This is a genomic window from Myxococcus sp. MH1 (genome assembly GCF_059738865.1).
Genome location: NZ_AP026947.1, coordinates 9,206,339 through 9,229,870, shown reverse-complemented (window position 1 = coordinate 9,229,870; position 23,532 = coordinate 9,206,339). Strand labels below are relative to the sequence as shown.

The following is a 23,532-nucleotide window of genomic DNA, read 5'->3' as shown; positions in this document are numbered from 1 at the left end:
GCTACTCCGGGTCCAGCGCCCAGGTTCCGTTCTCCCAGTGTTTCAGGGTCATGATGGCGTCGAGGGCACCGACGCCTCCTTCCTTCGCCGCCGCCTCCAACACGGCCTTGGCTTCTTCCGTCCGGTAGCGGAGCAGAAAGCCCGCCGCCATGGCGCGAACGTCCGTGCGGGGATGCGTCAGCAGGACTGTGAGGGCTTCTCGACCTGCGTTCCCCTGGGCTCGGAGTTGCTGAAGCGCCGCGATGTACTGCTTGGCGTGGCGGTTGCCCGTCCTGGCATCTCCTCGCCGGATGGCATCGGTCTGGGCCGCGACGTTCTTCGCGATTCGCTCGACCAGTTCCTCCAGCGTCATCACCAGAGCCCCTTGCTCACGTTCTCGATGGCCAGCAGTCCGAACTCGCGCTGCGCCTCATACGACTGCGTGCTCAGCCACTGCCTCACGGTCTGTGTATACGACTGCGTGATGGGATGGCGAATCGATGAGTAGAGGGCGCTGACCTCCGTGTGCAGGTCCTTGTTCAAGGGGATGATGTTCTCGGTGTTGTGGAGGGACTGGGGGCCGAAGCGCGTCACATTGCCCGGGGTCTGCTCGACGATGTGGTGCCACTGCTTGTCCTGGCCCGCCGGGCCCATTGCCTTCTTGAATCCACTGAACGAGCCCCAGGCCTTGTAGCCCGTAGGACGCGTCTTCGCGGAGGCTCCGCCTCCCTTGCCGCCGGCCGCCATGGCCACCGCGTTGGGCGCGAGGGCGATGGTGACGGTCTCCGCACTCACCGCCACCGTGCCGACGTCCGCGACCGCCGCGAGCCTGATGCCCAGCTGGGCTTCGGCCTGCACCGCCGCCTGCGAGGCGCCGGGAAACTTTGGCACCTTCGCCCCCAGGCCCGCCGCCGTGTTTCCAATGGCGGCGGTGGCCAGCATGGCGAACGCTCGCGCCGCGTTGCGGCCCATGACCTGGCCGTAGCGCTCTCCCGCCTCGCGTAGCTCGTCGAACGTGGTGGCCTGCTCTGCCTCCTCCACCAATCGCTTGAAGCCCACGATGAGGCTCCAGAAGGTATCGACCCCGACATAGGCGATGAGCGAGGCGGTCATCACCGCGGCCACGCCCTTCGAGAGAGGCTCGGGCACCGCGAGCAGGATGCAGTACGTGGTCCACGTCCAGAGAACCGCCGCCATCACGGCCTGTGGGTCGGCCAGGTCCTTGAAGGCATCCATCATCTCTTCCCACACGACGCCCTGTGCCAAGGCCATGGCCAGGGCGTAACGGCCATCGCCGGTGACAGTGGAGGTCTCCACCAGGATGCGCAGACAATCGCCGGGCTTGTTCGAGCGTTCGCACCAGCGCAGGTAGGCACGCGTCAGTTCCACCTCGGTCGTGGGTGGTTCGCCCTCCAGGTGGGCGCCCGGTCCCAGCGGGATGACACGATGAACGCGTGGCTCGTACAGGTACGCACCGCTGCGCGAACCCACCTCGAACAACCGCCGGGCTGCATCCTGGGGATGGGGGGATGGCCGCACGCTCTGGGTTAGCGCTTCCACGGCTTCAACGAAGTCGTCTTCGTCCAACTCCACTGGCGCGCCATCGCCGCTGGTAGGGGTGAGGATGGTGGGCTCGCCGTGGCCCGTGTGCAGGCGCACGGACTTCGTGGTGCCGCTGCATCCGGCCAGCATCACGAGCAGTAGAGGAAGCGCCCATCGTGGCGGCATGCGGAGCCCTCGCGCTGGCTTCCGTCCGCGGAAGCCCATCGTCGACCTGTGGTCGTGGAATATTAGTTGGACCAACTCCTACGCGTCTCCCGAGGGGCTGTAGATTTCCAGTCGACATCCCGCACCCCGCGTGGCTTTGAAGCTCCGCGAGGTTGTTGCGTCATGTCGGGCATGAGAATCGCCCTGCTTGTCGGTGGTCTGTTGCTCGCCTCGGGCTGTGTCGTGCACTCGCGCTCCGAGCCGCGCCCCGGTCCCTCGCGGCCTCCGCCCCGCCCGTCCTCCATGTCCTACAAGGAGGCCGTGGACCGGGGCTTCGGGGAGTGTCGCTCGCGCCGCTATGACTGCCGCCTCAAGGAGGCGCACCGCACCGGACGCGATGTCTGGAAGGTGAAGTTCGAGGCCTCGGCGCCGGGCGCCCGGGGCCACCTGCACCTCGAATACGACGCCTTCTCCCGCAACCTGCTCAGGGTGGACGAGAAGGTGAAGGCACGCCGGGACAGGGACGACGATTGGGATGACGACGACCACCACCATCACGGTCGCGGCAAGGGCAAGAAGAAGGGGCACGCCCACCGCGACGACTGACGCGCGCCGCGCCGCGCCCGGGACGGGATTCCCGGGCCTTCAGCCGCCCTTCTTGTTCAGCCGCTGCAGGGCCCGGTTCGCCTCGGCCTGACCGCAGTCTCCGCTCTTGCCGACCTCCAGCTCCGCGAGGCGGACGAGGGCGGGGACGGCGTCCATGTTGCCCAGCACGCCCAGCCTCCGCGCGGCGAGCCGGCGCAGCTCACACTCCTTGGCCTCCAGCGCCTTGGCGTAGCCCTCGACCAGGTCGAACCCGTCCGTCTCCTTCGCGGCGTCCAGGTAGCGCACCGCGCCCCACTGCTTGAGCGAGAAGTCGCTCTCCACCAGGTCGATGAAGTACGGACGCACCCGCTCCCGGGGGATGTTGCTCAAGAGCTTGCGCAACTCGTCGGAGTCCTTGCGGCCGTAGTCCTCCGCGAGCCCGTCCAGAATCGAGTCCTCCACGCCGGCGCGCCCCTCGTCGTCCAACGTGGCGAGCAGCACCCGCTCCTTGTCGTGATTGCCCAGCGCGTGGTGCGTCGCCGCGAGCGCGCGTCGCACCGAGGCCTGCTTCTGCTCCTCGTTCGACGTCGCGTTCAACAGCGCGAGCGCCTCCTCCGTCCTGCCGTCCTCCAACAGCGACAGGGCCCTCACCGCGGGGCGATTCAAGTGCCACACCCACGCGGCGACGAGCAGCAGGAGCACCCCCCCCAACGCGCCCGTGTGCTTCGGCTTCGCTCGCGCCAGGGCCACGGTGGCCTGGGCGCGTGCCTTCAACTTCGCGGGCGTCAGCTCCTCGCGCAGCCACGGACCCGCCGCGCGCAGCGACTGTCGGGGCGAGAAGCCGCGCACGCGCTGGAGGCGCTCACGGGCCCGCTGGGTCATCGAGGCCCAGGCCACGCCCGTCCTGCGCAGCGCCGGAGCGATGTGCACCGCGAGCGCGCTCTGCTTCTCGAAGCGGCCACCGAAGGGCGGCCCCTCGGCCATCCGCAGGCAACGGTACAGCTGGAGCTGCTCCTCGCGGCCGGGCAGGGTGATGGAGCCACACGGCTCCACCTCCGCCTCGGCGCGGTTGCGCGCCAGGTTCACCGCCTCCGTGAAGGTGACCTCACCCGCGGCGGCGACGTGCTCCACCGTCTCCACCACCTCCATGGGCTCGCCCAGCACGGTGTCGGCGGTGAGCAGCACCTCGCCCGCGTGCAGACACACGCGCACGTTCAGCCGCTCCCCGTCGGGCAGCGACTGGTTGTGGCGCCACAGCTTGTCCTGCATCGCCATGCCGCACAGCACCGCCGCGGTGGGCGAGCGGAACACCACCAGGAGCGCGTCGCCGCGCTTCTGCACCAGCCGTCCGTCGTGCTCCTTCACCAGCGGAATCAGCAGGCGGTCATGCGTCTCCAGCATCCGCGCGTTCTCTTCGTGCGTCTGCCGGCTGGTGCGCTCGGTGAAGCCCTGGATGTCGGTGAGCATCACCGTCAGGTTCTGCGGCTTCACCACCGAGTTGCTGCCGGACAAGGACGGGCCCGCGCCCGACGGCCGCGTGCCGAAGGCCGCCGTGCCCGTGCGCACCATGCCCGGCGGAAGACTGTGCGCGCCCGAGGTGGCCACCGCGCCGTACGCGGCCGTCCCCTGACTGATGCGCTGGGACGTGGCGGGCACCGGAGCGTCCGCGCCGCCGAACACGGAGGTCCCGGTGGGACCGGGCGTGGCCACCACGGGCGTCTCGCCCGTGCCGAAGACGGACGTGCCCGAGGGTGAGGTGACGGTGGCGGGCATCCCGACGTAGGCGGGCGTGCCCAGCCCCGGCGTCAGCGAGGAGAGCGAGGCGTGGGCCGCGGCGAGGGCATCCGCCAGCTCGTGCGCGCTCTGCGTGCGCTTGGCCGGGTTCTTCTCCAAGAGCTTCATCACCAGCGACAGCAGGCCGATGTAGCGCGACAGCGACGGGGCGGCCCGGTCCAACGGCAGCGGCGCGTGCGAGGCGTGCTGCGCGAGGAAGTGCCGCGCCTGGGGCCCGTCGAACGGCAGGCGCCCGGAGAGCACCCGGTAGATGAGCACGCCGAAGGTGTACAGGTCGCTGCGCGTGTCCACCTTCGCGCCCACCGCCTGCTCCGGCGACAGGTACTCGGGGGTGCCGAGCACCACGCCCACCTGGCTGACGTTGCTCTGCGCGTCTGGCTCCACGAGCCGCGCGATGCCGAAGTCGAGCAGCCGCGCCTGCTCACCGCGCGCGCCGGGGGAGATGAAGACGTTCTCCGGCTTCAGGTCGCGGTGGATGATGCCCTTGTCGTGGATGGCGGCCAGGCCCTCCGCGAGCTGGTGGAGCAGCGGCAGCGCGCGCCCCGGCGGCATGGGCCCCCGGGTGAGCACGTCGTAGAGGCTCTCGCCCTCCACGAACTCCATCACCAGGCAGGCGTGATCTCCCGACTCGCCGAAGTCGACGATGTGGACGACGGCGGGGTGCTCGACGGCGGAGAGGAGGCGGGCCTCGCGCTTGAAGCGCTCGGCCATGCCGGGCTGGGCGTTGAGGTCATGGTGAAGGACCTTGATGGCCACCTTGCGGCCCAAGGAGACCTGTTCACCCAGGTACACTTCCCCCATGCCGCCCGAGCCCAACGGACGGAGGACTCGGAAGCGACCGTCGAGGACGAGAGAGTCGGGAGCCAGCACGCCGGGCGCATCTTGTCCGACTTCGCGCTCGCGCGCATGACGAACCGCACGGGGGCGGCCCTGGGGCCGCTCTGCCCCTCCGGCTGCCCCCCGGGCGGGGGATTGCCATAAATTTCGGGGGCTTGGGCACCGTGGTAGCGTCCAGGCTCCCGCGATGGCCAACGAGAGCGACTCCCCCAAGCCCACCGCGGCGCCCGATGCGCGCGCCGCCGCACCCGAGCTGCGCCTGCTGGACCGCAGGGCCTTCGTGGGCTTCCCCGCGCTCGAAGTCACGCCCGGGCTGCGCATCTCCGACTTCGCCCTCCAGATTCCGGACGTCAGCTTCCCCTTCAACGTCAGCGCCGGGGCCACGCGTTATCAGCGCAAGAAGCTGAGCTTCGGCTTCCTGGAGCTGAGCGTCGACGCGGACCTCGTCACGCGGCGGGTGGCGGAGCTGGCCGGGAAGCTGGCGGGCATCGAGGAGCTGCGGCTGCACTTCCGTCCCGGCTACCTGGAGGGCCAGGGGCGGCTGCCCGCGCCGGAGCGCACGCCGTTCACGTTCAAGGTCGCCTTCGACGCGGATGGCGAGAAGCTCGCCATCTACCTGTACGACGTGCGGCTGTACGGCTTCTCGTCGACGCCGTCGGTGCAGGTGCCGGGGCTGTTGTCCGCGGCGGTGGGCGCGCTGGCGCTGGTGCCCGACGTGGAGGTGCGCGGGGCCTCGGGGTTCTCCACGCGCGTGCTGCCCGCGCTGTGTCAGCTGGCGGCGGTGAGTCGTGGCTACAAGATGCCGTCCCTGGACACGGCGCGGCTGTCCGCCGCCGAGGTGTCGAGCACGGGCCTGCGGCTGCGCTTCGCGGCGGGGGGCCTGCCGCCGCCGTCCGCGCCGGACGAGGAGCTGCTGCTCACGCTCGAGGGCGCGCGGGCGTTCGCGGACGCGGAGGGGCTGGTCGCCCAGGGCCGTCTGGCCGAGGCGCGGCAGGTGTATCTGCAGGCCGGGGACGCGCAGGACGCGCACCCGTTCGCGGCGGAGCGGCTGTTGTCGCTGCTGGTCGCGGACCCCCAGGCGCACGAGCTGGCCCTGGACGTGGCGGCCACGCTCCAGCGCAGGCGGGACCGGAGCCCCGCGGCGCTGTGGGGCGAGGCGGTGGTGCGCGAGCGCCAGGGCGAGGGGGCTCGCGCGGCCGAGCGCTATCTGGCGCTGTGCGCGCTGGCCCGGCGCACGTCCGAGGAGGCCGCGGCCTTCTTCTCCGCCGAGGCCGCCGCGCGCTGCTCTCGCGACACCGCGCCCCAGGTCGCGGTGAAGGCGCTGCACGAGCTGCTGGGGCTCAAGCCGGACCACCTGCCGTCGCTCAAGGCGCTGGCGCGCGCGTCGGACCAGGCGCGCGACAGGGCCGGCGCGGTGCGGGCCTATCGCCGGCTGGCGGCGCTCGCTCGCGACCCGCACGAGGCCGCCGACGCGCACGTGCACCTGGCCCGGCTGTGCGCGCAGACGGAGGACGACATCGCCGGCGCGCGCCTGCACTGCGAGGCCGCGCTGCGACTGGCGCCGGACCAGGCCGATGCGCTGCTGCTGCTCGGTGAGCTGTGTCACCGCGGCGGCGAGCATCTGCGCGCGCTGAAGGCGTTGGACCGCCTGCGCGAGGTGTCCATGGCCCGGCACGAGCTGGACCGGGTGGGCCACGCCGACCTGATGGCCGGCCGCGTGTGGGAAGAGGGCCTGAAGCAGCCGGAGAACGCGCTGCTGCGCTACCGCGAGGCGGTGTCGCTGCTGCCCGGCGAGCCCGAGCCGCTGTTCGCCGCCGCGCGCGTGGCGGAGGGCTTGGGCCGGCTGCAGGAGGCGCTCGCGGGCTACCAGCAGGCGCTGGAGCTGGCGGGGCCGGCGCCGCGCTCGGAGGGCATCCGCCACGCGGCGCATGCCAGCCACCACGCGTTGGCCAGGCTGTACCGCTCGCGGCTGGGAGACCCGGCGCGCTCGCGCGAGCATCTGGAGTCCGCGCTCGCGCTGGACCCTCGCGACGCGCTGGCGCTCGAGGAGCTGATTCCGTACTTCCGCATCACCGGCAAGTCGCTGGAGCTGGCCGACGCGCTGGAGAAGTCCGCCGCGCTCCAGGACGAGCCTGGCAAGCGCGCCGCGGCCTGGGCGGAGGCGGGCGAGCTGTACCGCGGGCGACTGCAGCAGCCGGAGAAGGCGGAGCGGCTGCTGCTGCTCGCGCTGGAGGCGGACGCCGACCACCGGCCGTCGCTGGAGTCGCTGCTGGCGCTGGCCGAGGCGCGCCGCGACGGTCCGCTGCTCACGCGGTGCTTGTCCGCGCTGGCGCGGCTGTCCACCGACGTGAAGGAGCGCGCGCAGAAGTACCGGCGCCTCGCGGTGGCCGCGCGCGACCTGGCGTTCGACCTGGACCTGGCGGTGCACTCGCTGCAGGAGGTGCTCCGCGCGGAGCCGGATGACCTGCCGGCGCTGGGTGAGCTGTGCGCCCTGCAGCGCAAGCGCGCGGACATGGCCGGGCTGGCCGTGGCGCTGGAGGAGCGCGCGCGGGTGGCCGAGGCACAGGGCGACAAGCGTCTGGCGGCGGCCGCGCTGCGAGAGCTGGCCGGAGTGCTGGAGGCCCGGCTGGGGCGCGTGGGCGATGCGCTGGTGGCGCTGGAGAAGGCGGCGCGGCTCGCGCCCGACTCCGCGGTGCTGCTGGACCTGGCGGACCTGTCCCTGCGCTGCGACCGCCCCGAGCATGCGCGGCGCGCGCTGGAGTCGCTCTTGTCCACGCTGCCTCGCACGGCGGCGCCGGAGAAGCTGGCGGACGTGCGGGCCCGACTGGGACGCGCGTGCGAGATGCTCGGCGACCGCGAGGGCGCCATCGCCGCGTACGCGCAGGCGTTGCCCTTGCGCCGGCTGGACGACGCGCTGGCCGCGCGGCTGGAGGCCCTCTACACGGAGGCCGGCGAGACGCAGGCGCTGGCCGAGCTGTGGGCGGGCCGCGCGCAGGCCCTGATGGGCGCCGAGCGCGCCGAGGAGGCCGCGCCGCTGTTCCTGCAGAGCGCTCGCGCGCTGCTGGAGCGGGGCGAGAAGTCCGCGGCGCTGCTGCGCCTGTCCGCCGCGCTGGAGGCGAGCCCCGAGGGCCCGCTGGCGGCCGAGGTGCTGGAGTCGCTGGCCGAGCTGGAGCTGGAGCGGGGCGAGAAGCTGGAGGCCGCGCGCCTGTACGCGCGCCGCGCCGTGCTGGTGCCCGAGGACCGCGCGGGTGCGCGGCTCCTGTTCCGCGCGTCGCTCCTGGCGGCGGGGACCAGCCGCGAGGAGGCGTTCCTCGCCGAGGCGCTGGAGCGCGATGCGTCCTTCGCTCCCGCGCGGCAGCGGCGGGGTGAGCTGAAGCTGCCCACCGATGCGCGGGCCGCGCTGGACGACTTCGAGGCGGTGCTGGCGCTGCCTCCCGTGGACGCCGACGCGCCTCGCGAGGCGGAGCGCGTGTCCCTCACGCGCAAGGCCGCGGGCGCCGCCGTGCGCGCGGGCCGGACCGACTCCGCGCGCCGCCTGTTGGCCGAGTACTGCATCCGCGCGCCGGAGGACCTGGACGCGCGCGTGGAGCTGGCCAGCCTGCACCGCAAGGCGGGCGCCCGCGAGGCGCTGGCGGACCTGCTGGTGGAGCTGTGGCCGCGCCTGTCCGGCGAGCCTCGCCGCGCGGCCCGTCGCGAGCTGGCGGAGCTGTCGCTGTCGCTGGGGCGCGCGGGCGCGGCGATGGACTCGCTGCGCAGCCTGCGCCTCGAGGAGCCGCACGACACGTGGGCGGCGCAGGCGCTGCTCGACTTGCTGCCCCCGCCGGGCACGGGCTCCGTGGAGGAGGAGGCCGAGCGTCTGGAGCTGTTGGGCGCCCTGGTGACCTCGTCGTCGGGAGAGGAGCGCGCGGAGTTGCTCGCGCGCCGCGCCGTGCTGCACCGCGCGGCCCACCGGGTGTCCGCCGCGCGAGAGGACTTCTCCGAGGCCGCCACGCTGTCTCGCCGCCCCGCGCCGCTGCTGCTGGCGCTGGCGGAGCTGGCGCGTGAGTCCGAGGACGAGGCGGGTGAGCTGGAGGTGTGGCGTCGCGCGGTGGTCGCCGATGCCCAGCTCGGCGCGCGCGCCCGCGAGCGACTGCTCGCCCTGGGGACGACGCTGGCGGAGAAGGACGTCCGGCCGCTGGCGCGCGAGGCGCTGCTCGCCGCCGTCGCCCTGTCGCCCTCGGAGGCGGAGCGCTGCGACGCCTGGTTCACCCTGGCCGACCTGGCCCGCCGTGACGAGCGTCCGGACGAGGAGGCCACCGCGCTGGCCGAGGCCGCGAGGCAGGGCCCCACGCCCCGCCGCGTCGAGGCGCACCTGGCCCGCGCCGCGCTGCTCGAGTCGCGCGGAGCGCTGGCCGATGCGCGCGAGAGCCTGCGGGCGGCGCTGGCGCTGGCGCCCCGACACGCGGGCGCCACGGCGTCGCTGCTGCGCGTGCTGCGCACCCTGGGAGACTGGGCCGCGCTGGCCGAGGTGCTCGCGGCCGAGGCGCCCCACGCTGGCGCGGGCGAGGCCGCGACGATGTACTCGGAGCTGGCGTCGCTCTACCTGGAGCGACTGGACCAGCCGGGCCCCGCCGAGGCGGCGCTGCGCCACGCGCTGCGGCTGACCCCGGACGACGCGAACGCGCGGCGCCAGCTGGTGTCCCTGGTCGCGGGCCGGGGCGAGCTGCGCGAGGCCGCGGCGCTGCTGGAGACCGCCGCCGAGAGCGCGAGCGCGACGGAGGCCGCCACGCTGCTGCGCGAGGGCGCCGCCTACGCGCGCGACGCGGAGGACCTGGAGCGCGCGCTGAAGCTGTCGCGCAAGGCGCACGCCCTGGTGCCCGCGCGCGGCGCGGAGCTGGCCTCGCTGGCGGAGCTGCTCTACCTGCGCGGCGCGGTGGTGGAGGCGCTGCCGCTCCAGGAGACGCTGGCGCTCGCGGTGGACTTCTCGGGCGACGCCGCGTCCGTCGACGCCGCCGAGGCCACCTGGCTGCGGCTGGGCGAGCTGGCGGAGAGCGCGGGCGAGACGAAGCGCGCGGTGGGCGCGTACCGGAAGCTGCTCGCCGAGCGGCCCCTGTGCGAGGCCGCGGTGCAGCGGCTCTCCGCGCTCCTGGAGAAGGACGACCCGCGCGGCGCCTTCGAGGTGCTCGTCACCCACGCGCGCTCGCTGGCGCCGTCCGAGGACACGGTGCGGCGGCTCGTGGTGCTGGCGGACAGGGCGCGCGCGTCGCTCGCGGACGCGGGCGTCGCGGCGTCGCTCTTGTCGCACGCGGCGCAGATGGCCCAGACGCCGCTGCCCCTGCGGCTGCGGCTCGCCGCGCTGTACCGCGAGACGGGTCGCTCGCTGGAGCTGCTCACGGAGCTGCGTCAGGTGGCCGCGCTCAGCCTCCAGGTGGGCGACGTGGCGGCGACGCTCGCGGCCTACGACGAAGAGGCCCGGCTCGCCGAGTCCACCGGCCGCGCGGACGACGCGCTGCGCGCGCTCGCGGATGCACGCGACCTGCTGGCGTCGCGTGGCCGTCCCGCCGAGGCCGCCGTGTCCGAGCGCCGCCGCGCGGAGCTCTTGCGCGACGTGAAGCTGGACCTCTCGGCCGCGGAGGGCGCGCTGGACCGGGCCTTCTCGCTGTCGGAGGACCTGGGCACCGCCCGACTGGGCGCCGCGCTGGCCGAGCGCCGCGACGACGCCGAGGCCGAGGCCCTGTGGCTGGAGCGCGCGCTGCCGCTGCTGGACGACGCCAGGCAGGCCGCGGCGCTGCGGCTGCGGCTGGCGAAGCTGCACCTGGGCGTGCTCGCGGACGCGGAGGAGGCGGAGCGCTTCCTGCGCGAGGCGCTGCGCGAGGACCGCTCGCTCGAGGAGGCCGAGTCGCTGCTGGCCCGGCTGCTGGAGCGCGACGGCCGCATGGCGGAGCTGGCCGCCTGGTACGAGGAGTGCGCCGAGGGCGAGCCGGACGCGGAGCGCCGCGCAGAGCTGCTCCAGCGCGCCGCCGTGCTTTACCGCGACAGGGCGGGGCGCCCCGACGCGGCCGCCGCGGCCTTCATCGCCGCGCGCTCGGCGCGCCCGGACGACCTGGACCTCACCGCGCAGGCCGCGGAGCTGTTGCACGAGGTGAAGCGGCACGCGGACGCCGCCGAGTTCGACGCGGTGCTGCTGGAGGCCGACCCGTTCCGCGAGCCCGTCTTCACCCGGCACCGGGCCTTCCTGGAGGAGTCCGAGGACAACCAGTCGCTCGCGGAGTTGATGTTGCGGCGCGCCCAGCGTCAGTCCGACGTGGACGCCGCGGCCAGCTACCTGGCGGCGGCCCGGGCCTTCCGCGCGGGAGGCGCCCGCGAGCGCGCGCTCCTGTGCGAGGACCGCGCCTTCGAGCTGGACCCCGCGAGCGTCGAGGCCTTCGAGCAGGTGCGCGAGCGCGCGGCCACGGACGTGCGCCGGTTGTCGGAGCTGCTCGCCCAGCGCGCGCGAGCCCTGCCTCGCGAGCAGTCGCTGCCCCTCCTGCGCGAGCGCGCCACGCGCCTGCTGGACGCGGGAGAGGCGCTGCTGGCCGCCGAGGCCTTCGACGTGTACCTGGCGAGCGCGGGCGACGATGTGGAAGCGCTGTCCGCCCGCGCGGAGCTGGCGGCTCGCAGTGGTGGCCCCGCCGCCGCGCGGCCGTATGACCGGCGGCTCCTGGACGCGGGGGGAGACGCGCTGCCGGTGCCGGTGCGCGCGCGGACCTGGCTGCGGCTGGGCCACGCGTCGCTGGGGGCGAACGCGTACCACGACGCGGCGGATGCCTTCGAGTCGGTGGTGTCGCTGGAGCCCGACGGCGAGCGCGGCCGCGAGGCGCTGTCGCTGCTGGCGGAGGTGCACTCGCGCACGGGCAACGCGCCGGGCCTGTACCGCGCCTCGCTGCAGCTGGCCCGGCGCGCGGAGGACACGGCGACGGCGGAGGTGCTGTACCGCCGCGCGGCGGACCTGTTCGAGGACCCGAGGGAGGCCATCGACGCGCTGCTGCCCCTGGCGCGGCTGCGTCCCGCGGACGCCTCCGTCATCGACCGGGCCGTCGCGGGCCTGCGCGCGATGGGCCGCCACGGCGACCTCTTGGCGGTATACGAGTCCGGCGCCGAGGCCGCGGGAGGCGCACGCGCCGCCGAGCTGCTCCTGGCCGCCGCCACCGTGGCCGCCGAGTCGCTCGCGGACGCGGACGCGGCGTGGGAGCTCACCCAGCGCGCCGCCGAGGCCGCGCCCGAGGACGTCACCGCGCTGCGCGCCCTGGTGACGGGCCTGCGCGAGCGGCGCGAGACGGCCCGGCTGCGTCAGGCCCTGGAGCGGCTGGTGCCGCGCCTGGAGGAGGCGGACGAGGCGGCCCTGCTGCGGCTGGAGCTGGCCGCGCTGCTGGAGGCCGAGGGCGAGACGTCCACGGCCCGCGAGGCGCTGGAGGCGGTGGTGGAGCGCGGCGCCGCGGGCGCGGGCTACGCCGTCGCGCTGGAGGAGCTGGAGAAGCTGCTGACGGACGCGCCCGGGCGCCGGGCCGAGGTCCAGGTGGCCCGCGCCGAGCTGACGTCGGGGCGCGAGCGTCGCTCGCTGATGCTCGCGGCGGCCCGTGCCTTCGAGAGCGCGGGGCGGCTGCCGTACGCGCTGAAGGCGGCCAAGGCCGCGGCGGCCGTCGAGCCGGACGTGGACGCGACGCTGCGGGTCGCCCACCTGTACCGGGCCTCAGGCGAGGCGCCCAAGGCCGCGACGGCGCTGCTGCAGGCGGCCCGGCTCGCGTCTCCGGACGAGCGTCCGCCGCTGCTGCTGGAGGCCGCGGACCTCTGGGAGAAGGCGGGCGAGCACGGCGAGGCGCTGGAGGTCATCGAGCGCATCGCCACCGAGGCGCCGGACATGCTCGCGCCGTCGGAGCTGGCGGAGCGCTTCGGCCGGCTGGGCGCCTTCGCCCGCGCGCTCGAGGTCGGCTTCGCGCCCGCGATGCTGGCCGGCGAGCTGACGGACGCGCTGGCCATGGCCGCGCAGGCCGGCGACGCGGCCCGCACGCGCGAGGCGCTGTGGGCCCTGGTCGCGCAGGCGGACGCGGACCCCGCCCACGCGTCCGCGCTCGCGGACGGGCTGCGCGCGGAGCACGACGCGGAGGGGCTGCTGGAGCTGGCGGCCCTGTCCGTGTCCAGGGACGCCGCCTTCGCCGTGGCCCTGCGCGACGAGGTGCTGCGCGACCCGGACGCGCCCGAGCTTCAGCGCCTGCGCGCGCTGGAGGAGCTGTCGACCGACGCGGGCTTCGCGGCCCGGCTCACGCTGCTGTTGCCCGGCCTGGAGAAGCACCCGGAGGTGTTCTCGGAGGCGGTGCTGAACCGGGTGCGCGCGCTGCCGGACGCGTCGCGTGTGGAAGCGCTCGCCATGGCGGCGGAGGGCTGGACGTCCCGCCGCAAGTCGCTGCTGCTCGAGCGCCACATGCTGGAGTTCAGCCTGGGCCGCTTCGACGCCGCCGCGCGCACGCTGGGCCAGCTCATCGAGGTGGAGGAGGACGCGCGCGCACGCGCCACCCTGCACCTGGAGCAGGGCGAGCTGTTGCTCAGCCCGCTGGAGCGGACCGACGAGGCCCGCGCGGCCTTCGAGCGCGCGCTGGAGGACGACGCCACCTGCGTGACGGCGCTGCACAACCTGCTCGCGCTGGTGGACGAGGCCGAGGACCCGGCCGTCTTCGTGTCCCTGGCCGAGCGCCTGGTGGCGACCGAAGGGCCCGCCGCCGCGACGCAGCACCGCGAGCGCTGGGCGGACGCGTACGAGATGCTGGGCCAGGTGGCCGAGGCCGCCGCCCAGCTGGAGGCGCTGCCGGAGACCGAGGAGCGCCTGGCCCGCCGCGCGAGGCTCGCGGAGGAGCGGGGTCTGACGGGCGAGGCGCTGCGGCTTCGCGAGCGGCTCACCGACGAGCCAGGGATGCTGGAGTCCATCCTGCGCGGCTACCTGGACGCGCAGCTGGTGGCGCCCGCGGCCCGGCTCGCCGAGCGCCTCTTCGACGGCGCCGGCCTGTCGCCGGAAGTCCTCCGCCTGGCCTGTGAGCGGCTGTCGCCCGTGTCCGAGGGCGCCGTGTTCGCCACGCGCGTGTGGCCGGGGCTGTTGCGCGCATCCCCGCTGGACGTGGATGGCTGGACGCTCTACGCCGAGGCCCTGCGGCTCGTCGGACGTCAGGACGCGGCCGAGCGCGCGGATGGCATCGGCGCGGCGCTGTCCTCCAGCACGGCGCTGGTGACGCGCGTGCCGGTGTCGCCGCTGCCTTTGCCCTCGGGTTTCCAGCACGCGCCGCCCGCCCGGGTGCTGCCGGTGACGACCGAGAGCTTCCCGCGCCTGTTCGCCGCGCTGCGGCCCGCGCTGACGTCCCTGGGCGCCGGGGCGCTGTCGGTGGGCGTGGACCCCATCGGCGGGGTGGAGGCGTACCTCACCGCGCCGGACGCCCTCGTGCTGGGCGCGGGCGCGCTCGCGTGCTTCGACGCGGTGGAGCTGGGCTATCTGTGCGCGCTGGCCCTGGCGCTCGGAGAGGCGGGCGTGAAGCTTTCCCGCCCGGGCGAAGTCCCCGGCTTCGACGAAGCGGCCGTGGCGGCCTTCCGCGCGGTGCCCTCGTCGCTCGCGGCGGGGCGCGTGCTGGCCCGGCTGGATGGCAAGGTGCGCGGGGGTGACCCGGCGCGGGTGGATGTGGGCGCGGTGCTCGCACAGGGGGAGACCTTCCGGGCGGTGGCCCTTTGCGTGCTCGACCTCGGGTAGCCGTGTAGCCTGCCCGGCCGTATGCGCCTGAAGCCCCTGCTGCTCTCCGTCCTCCCCGCCGCCGCCGTCGTCGCGGCCATGGCCTGCAACACGGACCCGGTGTACCCAGGCAACCAGTTCCTGGGCACCTTCCAGTTCGAGGCCCGACTGGACCCGGCGAACACCACCTGCGACGCCTCCATGCCGGAGTTCGCGCAGGTGGACGACGCGGGCGTGTTCCGCTTCGAGGGCACGTTCTCCCGCAACGAGGACGGCGGCCCGGGGTGGTTCACCGTGCAGGGCTTCAACCGCGACGCGAAGTTCGAGGGGCAGCAGGTCGACTCCATGCTCCGCGCGACGTCGCTGCGCGCGTCCTGTGGCAGCACCTGCAAGGACTCCCAGATTGAGGAGTCACTGAAGGTGACGCTCTTCAGCGACAGCCAGGCGCGGCTGCTCAACCGCGACTGCAACGGCTTCGACGGCGGCATCCCCGACGCCAGCCCGCCGGCCCCCACGGAGAGTGGCTACGACGTGGCGCTCGCGTGTGGCGCGCTGACGGACGTCTTCCTGCCGGGCTCGTGTACGTGTAATCCGACGACGTGCAGGACTGCGTACAAGGTGCAGGGAGTGCGGAGGGACTGATGACGAAGCGTGCGGTGGTGCTGACCTCGGGGGGCCTGGACTCGACGACGTGCGTGGCCATGGCGAAGGCGAAGGGCTTCGAGCCGGTGTGCCTGGCGGTGGCGTATGGCCAGCGGCACGCGGTGGAGCTCGAGCGGGCGCGCGAGGTGGCGACGGCCCTGGGCGTGAAGGACTTCCGGGTGGTGGGCATCGACCTGCGCCAGGTGGGCGGCTCCGCGCTGACTGCGGACATCGACGTGCCCAAGGACCGGCCCGCGGACGAGATGAGCCACGGCGTCCCGGTGACGTACGTGCCCGCGCGCAACGCGCTGTTCCTCTCGCTGGCGCTGGGACTGGCCGAGGTGGTGGGCGCCACCGACATCTACATCGGCGTCAACGCGGTGGACTACAGCGGCTACCCCGACTGCCGGCCGGAGTTCATCCGCTCCTTCGAGGCGATGGCCAACCTGGCGACGAAGGCGGGCGTCGAGGGCGCGCGCTTCACGGTGCACGCGCCGCTGTCCGGCCTGACGAAGGCGGACATCATCCGCGAGGGCGTCCGCCTGGGCGTGGACTACGGCATCACCCACTCCTGCTACGACCCGGACGCGCAGGGCCGCGCCTGCGGGCGCTGTGACAGCTGCCTGCTGCGCAAGAAGGGCTTCGAGGAGGCCGGCGTGCCGGACCCGACGCGCTACACGGTGGAGGCCGGAGCATGAGGACGTGGGTACTCGTGGCGGCGCTGGGCCTGTCGACTCCGGTGCTCGCGGAGGATGCGGGGAAGAAGAAGGCCAGGCCCGCGAGCACCTCGCCGCTGGTGGACGCCTCCACGGTGGTGGAGGACCTGGCGCTGGACCTGCGCTATGCGACGGAGGACAACTTCCTGAAGAAGAAGGTGTACCCGGACACGGCGCGCTGTCTGCTGCTGCCGGAGTCCGCGCGCAAGCTGAAGGCGGCCGCGGACGTGCTCCGGCCCAAGGGCTACCGGCTCAAGGTCTACGACTGCTACCGGCCCCGCGCGGTGCAGTGGGAGATGTGGAAGATCATGCCCGTGCCCGGCTACGTGGCGGACCCGCGCAAGGGCTCCAACCACAACCGGGGCGGCGCGGTGGACCTGACGCTGGTGACGCTGGACGGGCAGGAGGTGGAGATGCCCACCGCCTTCGACACCTTCACGCCCGCCGCGCACCACGGCTACGCGGGAGGCACCGAGGCGTCGCGCCGTCATCGCGAGGTGCTGCGCGAGGCGATGCTGGGCGCGGGCTTCACGCCCAACCGCATGGAGTGGTGGCACTACGACTTGCCGGACGCGAAGTCGCGGCCGGTGCTGGATGTGCCCTTCACGTCGGAGAAGCAGGGCGGGCAGGCGGGCTGACGGCGCCATGATGGAACCGTGATGATGCCGGCGGGCCGCCTGCGGCAGGCTTCGCACCATCCCAAGGAAGGCCGTGCCCGGTGTCCGCGTGAAGCCCTCGACGAAGAGCGCCCTGCTTCGCTCCCTCTGCGGAGTCCTCCTGTGCCTCGCCGCTCCGGCGTGGGCCCAGGTGGGCGAGGTGACGGGCGTGGTCTCCGAGGCCAAGGACGCGCGTCCCCTGGCGGGCGTGAAGGTCCACGCCACGTCCCCCGCGCTGCCCTCGCCGCGCACCGTGACGACGGATGAGTGGGGCCAGTATCGGCTCGCGTCCCTGCCGGTGGGGCTCTACACGCTGCGCTTCGAGAGGGAGTCCTTCCAGCCCGTCACCCGCGAGGGCGTGCGCGTGGAGGCGGGACGGACGCTCGGCGTGGCGGTGGCGCTCCAGGCGCTGCCCGTGTCGCATCATCCCTTCGCGTCCCTGACGCCGTTCGCGCCGCCGCTGCGACTGGAGTCGGACGGAGTCGCCTGGATGGCGGTGCCCCGCGAGGGAGACATCCGGGACCGCGCGCCGCCGTGGGCGCTGCCCCAGGTGTCGCTGCTCGCCGCCGAGGGCTCCGGTGAGCGCCGCTATGTGCCGGGCAGCAAGTTCCTGCGCGACTCGGACCTGCGGGGCCATGGCGTCAACCCCACCATCGACACCGAGGAGGAGAACGCCTCCACGTACCCGCTGCGGGTGAGCACGGCCTCGTACGCGCTGACGCGGGGCCACCTGGAGCGCGACTCGCTCCCGGCCGAGGAGGCGGTGCGGGTGGAGGACTTCGTCAACAGCTTCTCTCCCAAGGAGGGCGGCGAGAACGCGGGTCCGTTCATCGTCGACGTGGAGGGGTTCCCCTCGCCCAGCCGCAAGGGCTACCACGTGGTGCGCGTGACGCTGCGCACGCGCGCGGCCTTCAGCGACGTGGGCGTGCAGCTCGAGTTCGACAAGCGCGCGGTGGCCCGCTATCGCCTGGTGGGCTACGAGAATCCGTCCGCGACCCCTCCGGAGCCGCTCGGCGACGACGTGACGCCGGACCCCGTGCCCCTGGCCGCGGGCGCGTCCGTCACCGCCATCTACGAGGTGAAGCTGATTGCTCCGGCCATCGCCTTCGGTGTCCTGCGCATCCTCTACGAGGAGGGCGAGGACACCATGTGGCGCCGCGCGCACAAGCTGTTGCCCTCCAGCGCCCTGCGCTCGTCCATGGCGCGTGCCTCGCCCGACACGAGGCTCACCTACGTGGCCGCCGCCTTCGCGGAGAAGCTGCGCGGCTCGCCCTGGACGCGCTCGCTCGACTGGGCGCGGCTGCACGCGCTCTGGCAGGACCTCGGTGAGCCGCTGGTGAGCCGGCCGGACGTGGCGAACCTGGGCGCGCTCATCAAGCAGGCGGGCTCGCTCGACGCGCGCAAGGAGCGCCCCGGCTTGGACGGCGCGAGCCTGGACCCCGACCTGCTCCCGAGCTCCGGGAGGTAGCCGCGACGATGCTCCGCCGGCTGCTGCCCATGCTCGTCGCGCTGGTGCTCGGCCTCCTCGGGCTCGCCTGGGGACTGGGCTCCCTGCACCGCATCTTCGCCGAGGAGCGCGAGGACGCCCGGCGCTCGCTCGACTCGCGGCGCGAGGCCCTGGAGCAGTACGCCCGCGCGTCCCTGACGCAGACGCTGAGGGACCGTCTGGAGGCGGCGAGGCCCGCGCTGGAGGCCGCGGTGACGGACCCGCTGGCGCCCGCCACGGGACTCTACCTGCGCGAGCGCGGCACCCAGGTGCTGCCCCGGCTGGCGCTCCACGACACCGGCGAAGACGCCCCCGCGAGCGAGCGGTACGCGCGGCTGCGCGCGGGCACCGAGGTGGCGGAGGACAAGGACGACCCGTGGGCGGAGCGGCTCGCGAGGACCCGCGCGGTGGAGACGGCGCTCGCCCGAGGCGACCGTCGAGCCTCCACGGTGGCGTTGATGGCGCTGCTCCAGCACCGCTCGCAATACGTGCTCGCCTCGACCCGGGATGTGCCCGGTCTGCTCGTGGTGCTGGAGGCCCTGGCGGAGAAGGGCGACCCGGTGCCGCAGCTCATGCAGGCGCTGGTGCGCGAGGGGCTGTCGGACGGCCGCGGGGGGCGGTTGGACGGCTTGCAGCGCCTGCTGTTGTCGCGCCGCTCGCGCTTCACGCCCACGGACTTCCAGTTCCTGCTCACGCGCGTGGCGGCGCTCTCGTCGAAGGTGGGCGCGCCCGTGGAGGACTTGCGGGCCCGCGCGAGCGAGCTCGTGAAGAGCCCCTTGCCGCTGCCGGACTCGCTCCCCGGCCCGGCCCTGGTGCGCGCGGGGTGGTACCTGGAGCCGCGCGGAGGCAACCAGGTGCGCGGCGTGGCGGTGGACGCGGGTGTGCTGCTCGCGTCGCTCACGCGGGAGATGCGCGAGCGCGGGCTCCTGGACGTCGAAGGAACGGTGAAGCTGCTCGGTGACGCGCCCGTGGTGGCCGTGGACGCGCTGCCCTTGTCGGTGGTGACGCCCGAGTGGGGCCGCGCCGAGACGGCGCTGGAGCGGCGCTACCGGCTGAAGACGGGCATGGTGCTGTTGTGCGCGGGGCTGGCGGTGGGCATCGCCGCGCTGGCCTTCCTCGCGCAGCACCGCAAGTACCGCTTCCTGGAGCTGAAGAGCGACTTCGTGGCCACGGTGTCCCACGAGCTGCGCACGCCGCTGGCCTCCATCCGCCTGCTCGCGGAGACGCTCGAGTGGCGGCTGGCCGAGGGCGCCGAGGCGCGTGACTACCCGGGCCGAATCGTCCGCGAGGCGGACGGCCTGGGCTTCCTGGTGGAGAACCTGCTGTCCTTCAATCGCATCGACAAGGGCCGCTGGGTGGCGCGGCTGGAGCCGGTGCGCCTGGAGGAGCTGGTGGCGCTGATGCGTTGTGACTTGGAGGCCTGGTCCAAGGTGCCGGTGGAACTGGAGGCGCACGTGGGCGAGCTGTCCCTGCGCGCCGACTCCCAGCTGCTGCGCCTGCTGCTCTCCAACCTCGCGCGCAACGCGTGCGCCTACAACACCCGGCAGCCGGTGCGCCTGCGCGTGGAGGCGCTGCCCGGCGGGCGCGTGCGCTTCTCCGACAACGGCGTGGGCATTCCGCCCCAGGACTGGGAGCGCGTCTTCGGCGAGTTCGTCCGCCTGCCCGGCCAGGGCCGCGAGGTGCCCGGCAGCGGCCTGGGCCTGGCGCTGTGCCGGCGCATCATGCGTCTTCACGGAGGCACCCTGCGCGTGGTGGCCTCCAGTCCTGAAGGCACCACCTTCGAGCTCTCGTTTCCTCCGACTGCGACGATATGAACCCCACCCAGCCCACCATCCTCCTCGTGGAGGACGATCCGAACCTGCGGCTCGCGCTGCGTGACAGCCTGGAGCACCAGGGCGGCTACGCCGTGGAGGAGGCCTCCTCCGTGCGCGAGGCCCGCGAACACCTCTCCCGCGGCGCCTTCCAGCTCATCCTCCTGGACGTCATGCTGCCGGACGGCGACGGCTACTCGCTGTGCCGCGCGCTGCGCGAGGAGGGCGTCGGCACGCCGGTGTTGATGCTCACCGCGCGCACGCTGGAGGACGACGTGGTGCGCGGCTTCGAGGCGGGCGCGCAGGACTACCTGGGCAAGCCCTACCGGCTGCGGGAGCTGCTCGCGCGAGTGGGCGCGCTGGTGCGCCGCGCGGGAGGCGCCGCGCCCGCCAAGCAGGTGCGCTTCGGCGGCTACCGGATGGACCTGGACCGCCGCAAGGTGGAGAACCCCGACGGCGCGAGCGTGGAGCTGACGCGCACGGAGTTCGACCTGCTGGCCTTCCTGGTGAAGGAGCGCGAGCGGGTGCTGCGCCGGGACGACATCCTGGACGCGGTGTGGGGGCGCGACGTCGTCGTGGACCCGCACACCGTGGACAACTTCGTCTCCAGCTTGAAGAAGAAGCTGGGGTGGAACAGCGCCTCGCGCTTCGCCATCCAGACGGTGCGCGGGGTGGGCTACCGCATGGAAATCGAGGCGCCCTGATGTCCCTCAGCGCAGCGGGTTGTTGACCACCTGCCGCTCCAGGGACTCCAGGCCCGCGCGCTGCGCATCCGGCGTCCGCGTCCGGGCTGTCTGGACGAGCGTGAGCGTCTCCGGCGCGTCCACGCGCAGCACCGCCTGGGTGAGGGCGCGCTGGGTGTCTCCCGAGTAGTCCGTCCACGCGTGGACCAGGGCCTCCGCGGCCATGCGGCGCACGGCGCCTTCCTCCTCGCGGTGCTTCACCTGCGGCGTCTTCCAGGCCCACGCGGAGCCGATGTCACCGAGTGCCTGCGCGACGCGGCGGGCGACCTCCGGCTCGGGCCGTGCCGCGAGCGCCTCCGCCAGCCGCTGCGCCACCGTCAGCCTGCGGCAGGACCCCATGGCGCGCAGCACCGTGAGCCCGCGAGTGCCCGACTCGCCAGACAGCGTGATGAGCAGCGTCGCGGCCTCGTCCGACTCCAGCTTCGCCAGCGCGGTCGCCGCCGCACGGCGCGCGGGACGTCGGGTCTCCGGACCTTCGAGCAGGTGCTTCCACAGGGGCAACAGCCGCGCGTCCCGCAGCTCGCCGGTGGCTTCAATCATCCCCACTTGAAGGGCCAGCTTCGCGGAGTCGCGCTCGGGCTGGGATGCCTGCCCCGTGTCGAACGCGAGCCGATCCACCATGGGCCACAGCCCCTGGGGACCGAGCTGACGGAACAGCGGCGCGACGGCGGCAAGGGTCCCGCGCTTGCGCGCATCCCAGACGCCCACCTGGGCGACGGCCGCCTCCAGGCGCGTGAAGGCCTCGGGCGTCTGCTGCCGCGCCTTCGCCACCTCCTCGCGCAGCGCGCCCAGGCCGTCCGTCTGTGCGAGGGCGGGCAGGGTGAGCAGCATCAACAGCAACGACACGGCGGCGCGCGGGCCGCGTGACAGCGAGGCGCTCATCGACCGCCCTCCCACCACTTCACGGGGGACGGGACGCGCGCGGCGTTCGTCGCGCAATGCACCTCACCACCCCCCACGTGGTAGAGGTCCCAGGTGTCGGACCAGTGCACGCGGATGCCGTGCGGTGCCAGGGCCTGCTCCAGTTGCGCCTTGAAGAGGTCCTTCCCGTCGATGACGGGGCCATGCGGGTCCGGCGCGATGACGAGCGAGCGGGACACCGACAGCAGGTTCACGGTGCCAGGCTGCAGCGCCGTCGCGCCGTGGGTCGAACCCTGGAACAGGAAGGGCACGCGGACGACCTCCGCGTCGGTGATTCCCGTCTCCTCGCGGAGCACGGCCAGCTGCTCCTCGATTTCGAGCGCGGCCATCGCGTTGGTGTCCATCACCCCGGCGTGGTCCAGCAGCGTCGACACCGTCATCTCCGCGGGCTGCTCCATCACCCAGCGCTTGCCCTCGAAGAGCTTCGCCTCGCCATGTCCGCGCGCCCGCGCGTCCATCAACATGCGCCGCGCCAGGGCGGGGTCGGCCACCAGGGCAATCCACCCGCGCGGCGAGTCCACCGGCAGGAAACTCACCGTCTCATCCACGTGCGCCACGGCGAGCCACGACGTGTCCAGGTACACCACCGGCTGGACGGCCTGCGCGTCGAGCATCCGCGTGAAGCTCGGGTCCAGCTGGAAGTCCGGCTCGGAGTCGGGGCCCCGGCCGCGCAGCAGCCGGCCCAGCGGATACTTCACGCCGTCCTTCTCGTAGGGCGGGATGACCTCCGTGTTGCCCATGGAGTTGAGGGTCTGCGATTCGGGCGACAGGCCCGACTGGTACTGTTGCACCGCCGCCTGGTCCCGGCCGCGCAGCCAGTAGACGATGCGCCCGGCCTCGCGCAGCGGCACCGGGCGCTCGTTCGTGTTGACGTTGGCCGAGCGGAGGTTGACCTGGATGACATGCTGTCCGCCGCCCTCGGTGGGCAGCGCCATGTACGCGGGCTCGAAGTAGTCCTGGGCCCACAGGTCATCCACCGCGAACTCGGAGAAGAGCGTGGGCTCCCGCGAGCTGACGAGCGCGCCGCCCAGGTCCTCGCGGAAGAGCGCAGACGCCTCGGTGTCCAGGCGCGACACGTAGACGTTGCGCACCGGCGTCAGGTGATGGAACAGCACCACGGGCGCCACGCGCATCATCACCGTGTCCCGGAACAGCTCCTGCGGCCGGTCCACGTGGTAGATGGTCAGCGTCACCTCCACGCGGCCATCCCACACCGCGGCGTCCCGGACAATGTCGTTCGCTTCGATGGCCAGGTCCACGCCCTCGCGCAAGTCCCGGGCCGACAGCGGCAGCACGTTGGCGATGCGGAACGACAGGAACTCCCCATCCATGCGCTTGAACAGACGCACCTTGTCCGAGCCCGCGCCCGTCACGGACACGCTGCCCACCGCGTAGCTCGGCGCTCCGGGCCACGGCGCGACACGCAGCCGCGCGAGGTCCTTCAAGTCCTCCTCGCCGTTGACCTCGGTGTCCTGGGAGTCGTTGCAGCCGGCGAGCTGCTCGTCGCTGAGCTGGGTGAAGGACGGACTGAAGGGACAGGCCTTCTGGTCGTCGTCGATGTTGGCCAGGAAGATGGCGCCACGCTCGGCGCTCCAGGTCTCCTCGCCGGCTTCGTCCCGCTCGTCGACCACGCCGTCGCGGTTGACGTCCGCGAGCAGGTCCACGTGCGGCTCGAACGGCGCGGTGAGCCGGTCCGAGTTGCTGCCGGTATCACCACCGGAATCGAAGAGGGCGGAGCACCCGCCGAGCATCACCAGCGAGAGCAGCCACCCCAGGGGCGCGGGGGTCTTCATCGTTGGCCTCCATACGAAAAGCAGCGGGGCTCGGGTACAAGCAACGGTTGGTGCGAGCCAGCAGGTGTTCAGGAGGCAAGGGATGTTTGACAGGGTGGGCGAGCAGGCATCTCGGAGCGCGGGTCGTAACCTCGCGCG

At 73.6% G+C, this 23,532-nt stretch carries 13 protein-coding genes; 8 read left to right on the top strand and 5 right to left on the bottom strand.

Annotation, left to right across the window (positions count from 1 at the left end):
* Window position 1: 1 nt before the first annotated feature.
* Together AC6JA9_RS36445 and sitA5 are read right to left on the bottom strand one after the other, a co-directional pair.
* Window positions 2–352 (bottom strand): DUF2019 domain-containing protein, encoded by a 351-nt coding sequence (locus AC6JA9_RS36445; RefSeq protein ID WP_141324046.1) that lies wholly within the window; start codon window positions 350–352, stop codon window positions 2–4.
* Window positions 352–1,707, bottom strand: a complete 1,356-nt coding sequence (sitA5, locus tag AC6JA9_RS36440; RefSeq protein ID WP_223747094.1) for a SitA5 family polymorphic toxin — start codon at window positions 1,705–1,707, stop codon at window positions 352–354. The genes AC6JA9_RS36445 and sitA5 overlap by 1 nt, the downstream gene beginning before the upstream one ends.
* A gap of 162 nt (window positions 1,708–1,869) precedes the next feature.
* Here sitA5 and AC6JA9_RS36435 point away from each other — a divergent pair, with 162 nt between their 5' ends.
* Window positions 1,870–2,292 carry a hypothetical protein gene (locus tag AC6JA9_RS36435; protein ID WP_223747095.1) on the top strand — a complete coding sequence of 141 codons (423 nt, stop codon included), beginning with the start codon at window positions 1,870–1,872 and terminating at the stop codon, window positions 2,290–2,292.
* 39 nt (window positions 2,293–2,331) lie between these two features.
* Here the strand turns inward: AC6JA9_RS36435 and AC6JA9_RS36430 are convergent, their stop codons facing one another.
* Window positions 2,332–4,935, bottom strand: coding sequence for a protein kinase domain-containing protein (locus tag AC6JA9_RS36430; protein ID WP_497958527.1), 2,604 nt, complete (start codon window positions 4,933–4,935; stop codon window positions 2,332–2,334).
* 154 nt (window positions 4,936–5,089) lie between these two features.
* On the opposite strand from AC6JA9_RS36430, the gene AC6JA9_RS36425 reads away from it, so the two are divergent.
* From AC6JA9_RS36425 to AC6JA9_RS36395, 7 genes are all read left to right on the top strand, one after another.
* Window positions 5,090–14,647, top strand: coding sequence for a flagellar hook-length control protein FliK (locus AC6JA9_RS36425; protein WP_497958526.1), 9,558 nt, complete (start codon window positions 5,090–5,092; stop codon window positions 14,645–14,647).
* Between the two features lie 21 nt (window positions 14,648–14,668).
* Window positions 14,669–15,268, top strand: a complete 600-nt coding sequence (locus AC6JA9_RS36420; protein ID WP_223747098.1) for a hypothetical protein — start codon at window positions 14,669–14,671, stop codon at window positions 15,266–15,268.
* Window positions 15,268–15,966, top strand: a complete 699-nt coding sequence (gene queC, locus AC6JA9_RS36415) for a 7-cyano-7-deazaguanine synthase QueC (protein ID WP_141324036.1) — start codon at window positions 15,268–15,270, stop codon at window positions 15,964–15,966. The genes AC6JA9_RS36420 and queC overlap by 1 nt, the downstream gene beginning before the upstream one ends.
* The gene (gene ddpX / locus AC6JA9_RS36410) at window positions 15,963–16,622 is read left to right on the top strand and encodes a D-alanyl-D-alanine dipeptidase (protein WP_223747099.1); all 660 of its coding nucleotides are present in this window, start codon (window positions 15,963–15,965) and stop codon (window positions 16,620–16,622) included. The genes queC and ddpX overlap by 4 nt, the downstream gene beginning before the upstream one ends.
* Before the next feature lie 88 nt (window positions 16,623–16,710).
* Window positions 16,711–18,108: a YfbK domain-containing protein gene (locus tag AC6JA9_RS36405; protein ID WP_497958525.1), complete on the top strand. Its 1,398-nt coding sequence runs from the start codon at window positions 16,711–16,713 to the stop codon at window positions 18,106–18,108.
* Window positions 18,109–18,116: 8 nt separating this feature from the next.
* A complete protein-coding gene (locus AC6JA9_RS36400; RefSeq protein ID WP_497958524.1) occupies window positions 18,117–19,940 on the top strand; it encodes a sensor histidine kinase in 1,824 nt (607 codons plus the stop codon).
* Entirely contained in the window at window positions 19,937–20,641 is a 705-nt protein-coding gene (locus AC6JA9_RS36395) for a response regulator transcription factor (RefSeq protein ID WP_223747102.1), read from the top strand. Before AC6JA9_RS36400 ends, AC6JA9_RS36395 begins: the two co-directional genes overlap by 4 nt.
* 6 nt (window positions 20,642–20,647) lie before the next feature.
* Here AC6JA9_RS36395 and AC6JA9_RS36390 read toward each other — a convergent pair whose 3' ends face one another.
* Both AC6JA9_RS36390 and AC6JA9_RS36385 read right to left on the bottom strand, forming a co-directional pair.
* Complete coding sequence (locus AC6JA9_RS36390) at window positions 20,648–21,562, bottom strand: hypothetical protein (protein ID WP_497958523.1); 915 nt, start codon at window positions 21,560–21,562, stop codon at window positions 20,648–20,650.
* Complete coding sequence (locus AC6JA9_RS36385) at window positions 21,559–23,394, bottom strand: protein-arginine deiminase family protein (RefSeq protein ID WP_497958522.1); 1,836 nt, start codon at window positions 23,392–23,394, stop codon at window positions 21,559–21,561. Before AC6JA9_RS36385 ends, AC6JA9_RS36390 begins: the two co-directional genes overlap by 4 nt.
* Between the last annotated feature and the right edge of the window lie 138 nt (window positions 23,395–23,532).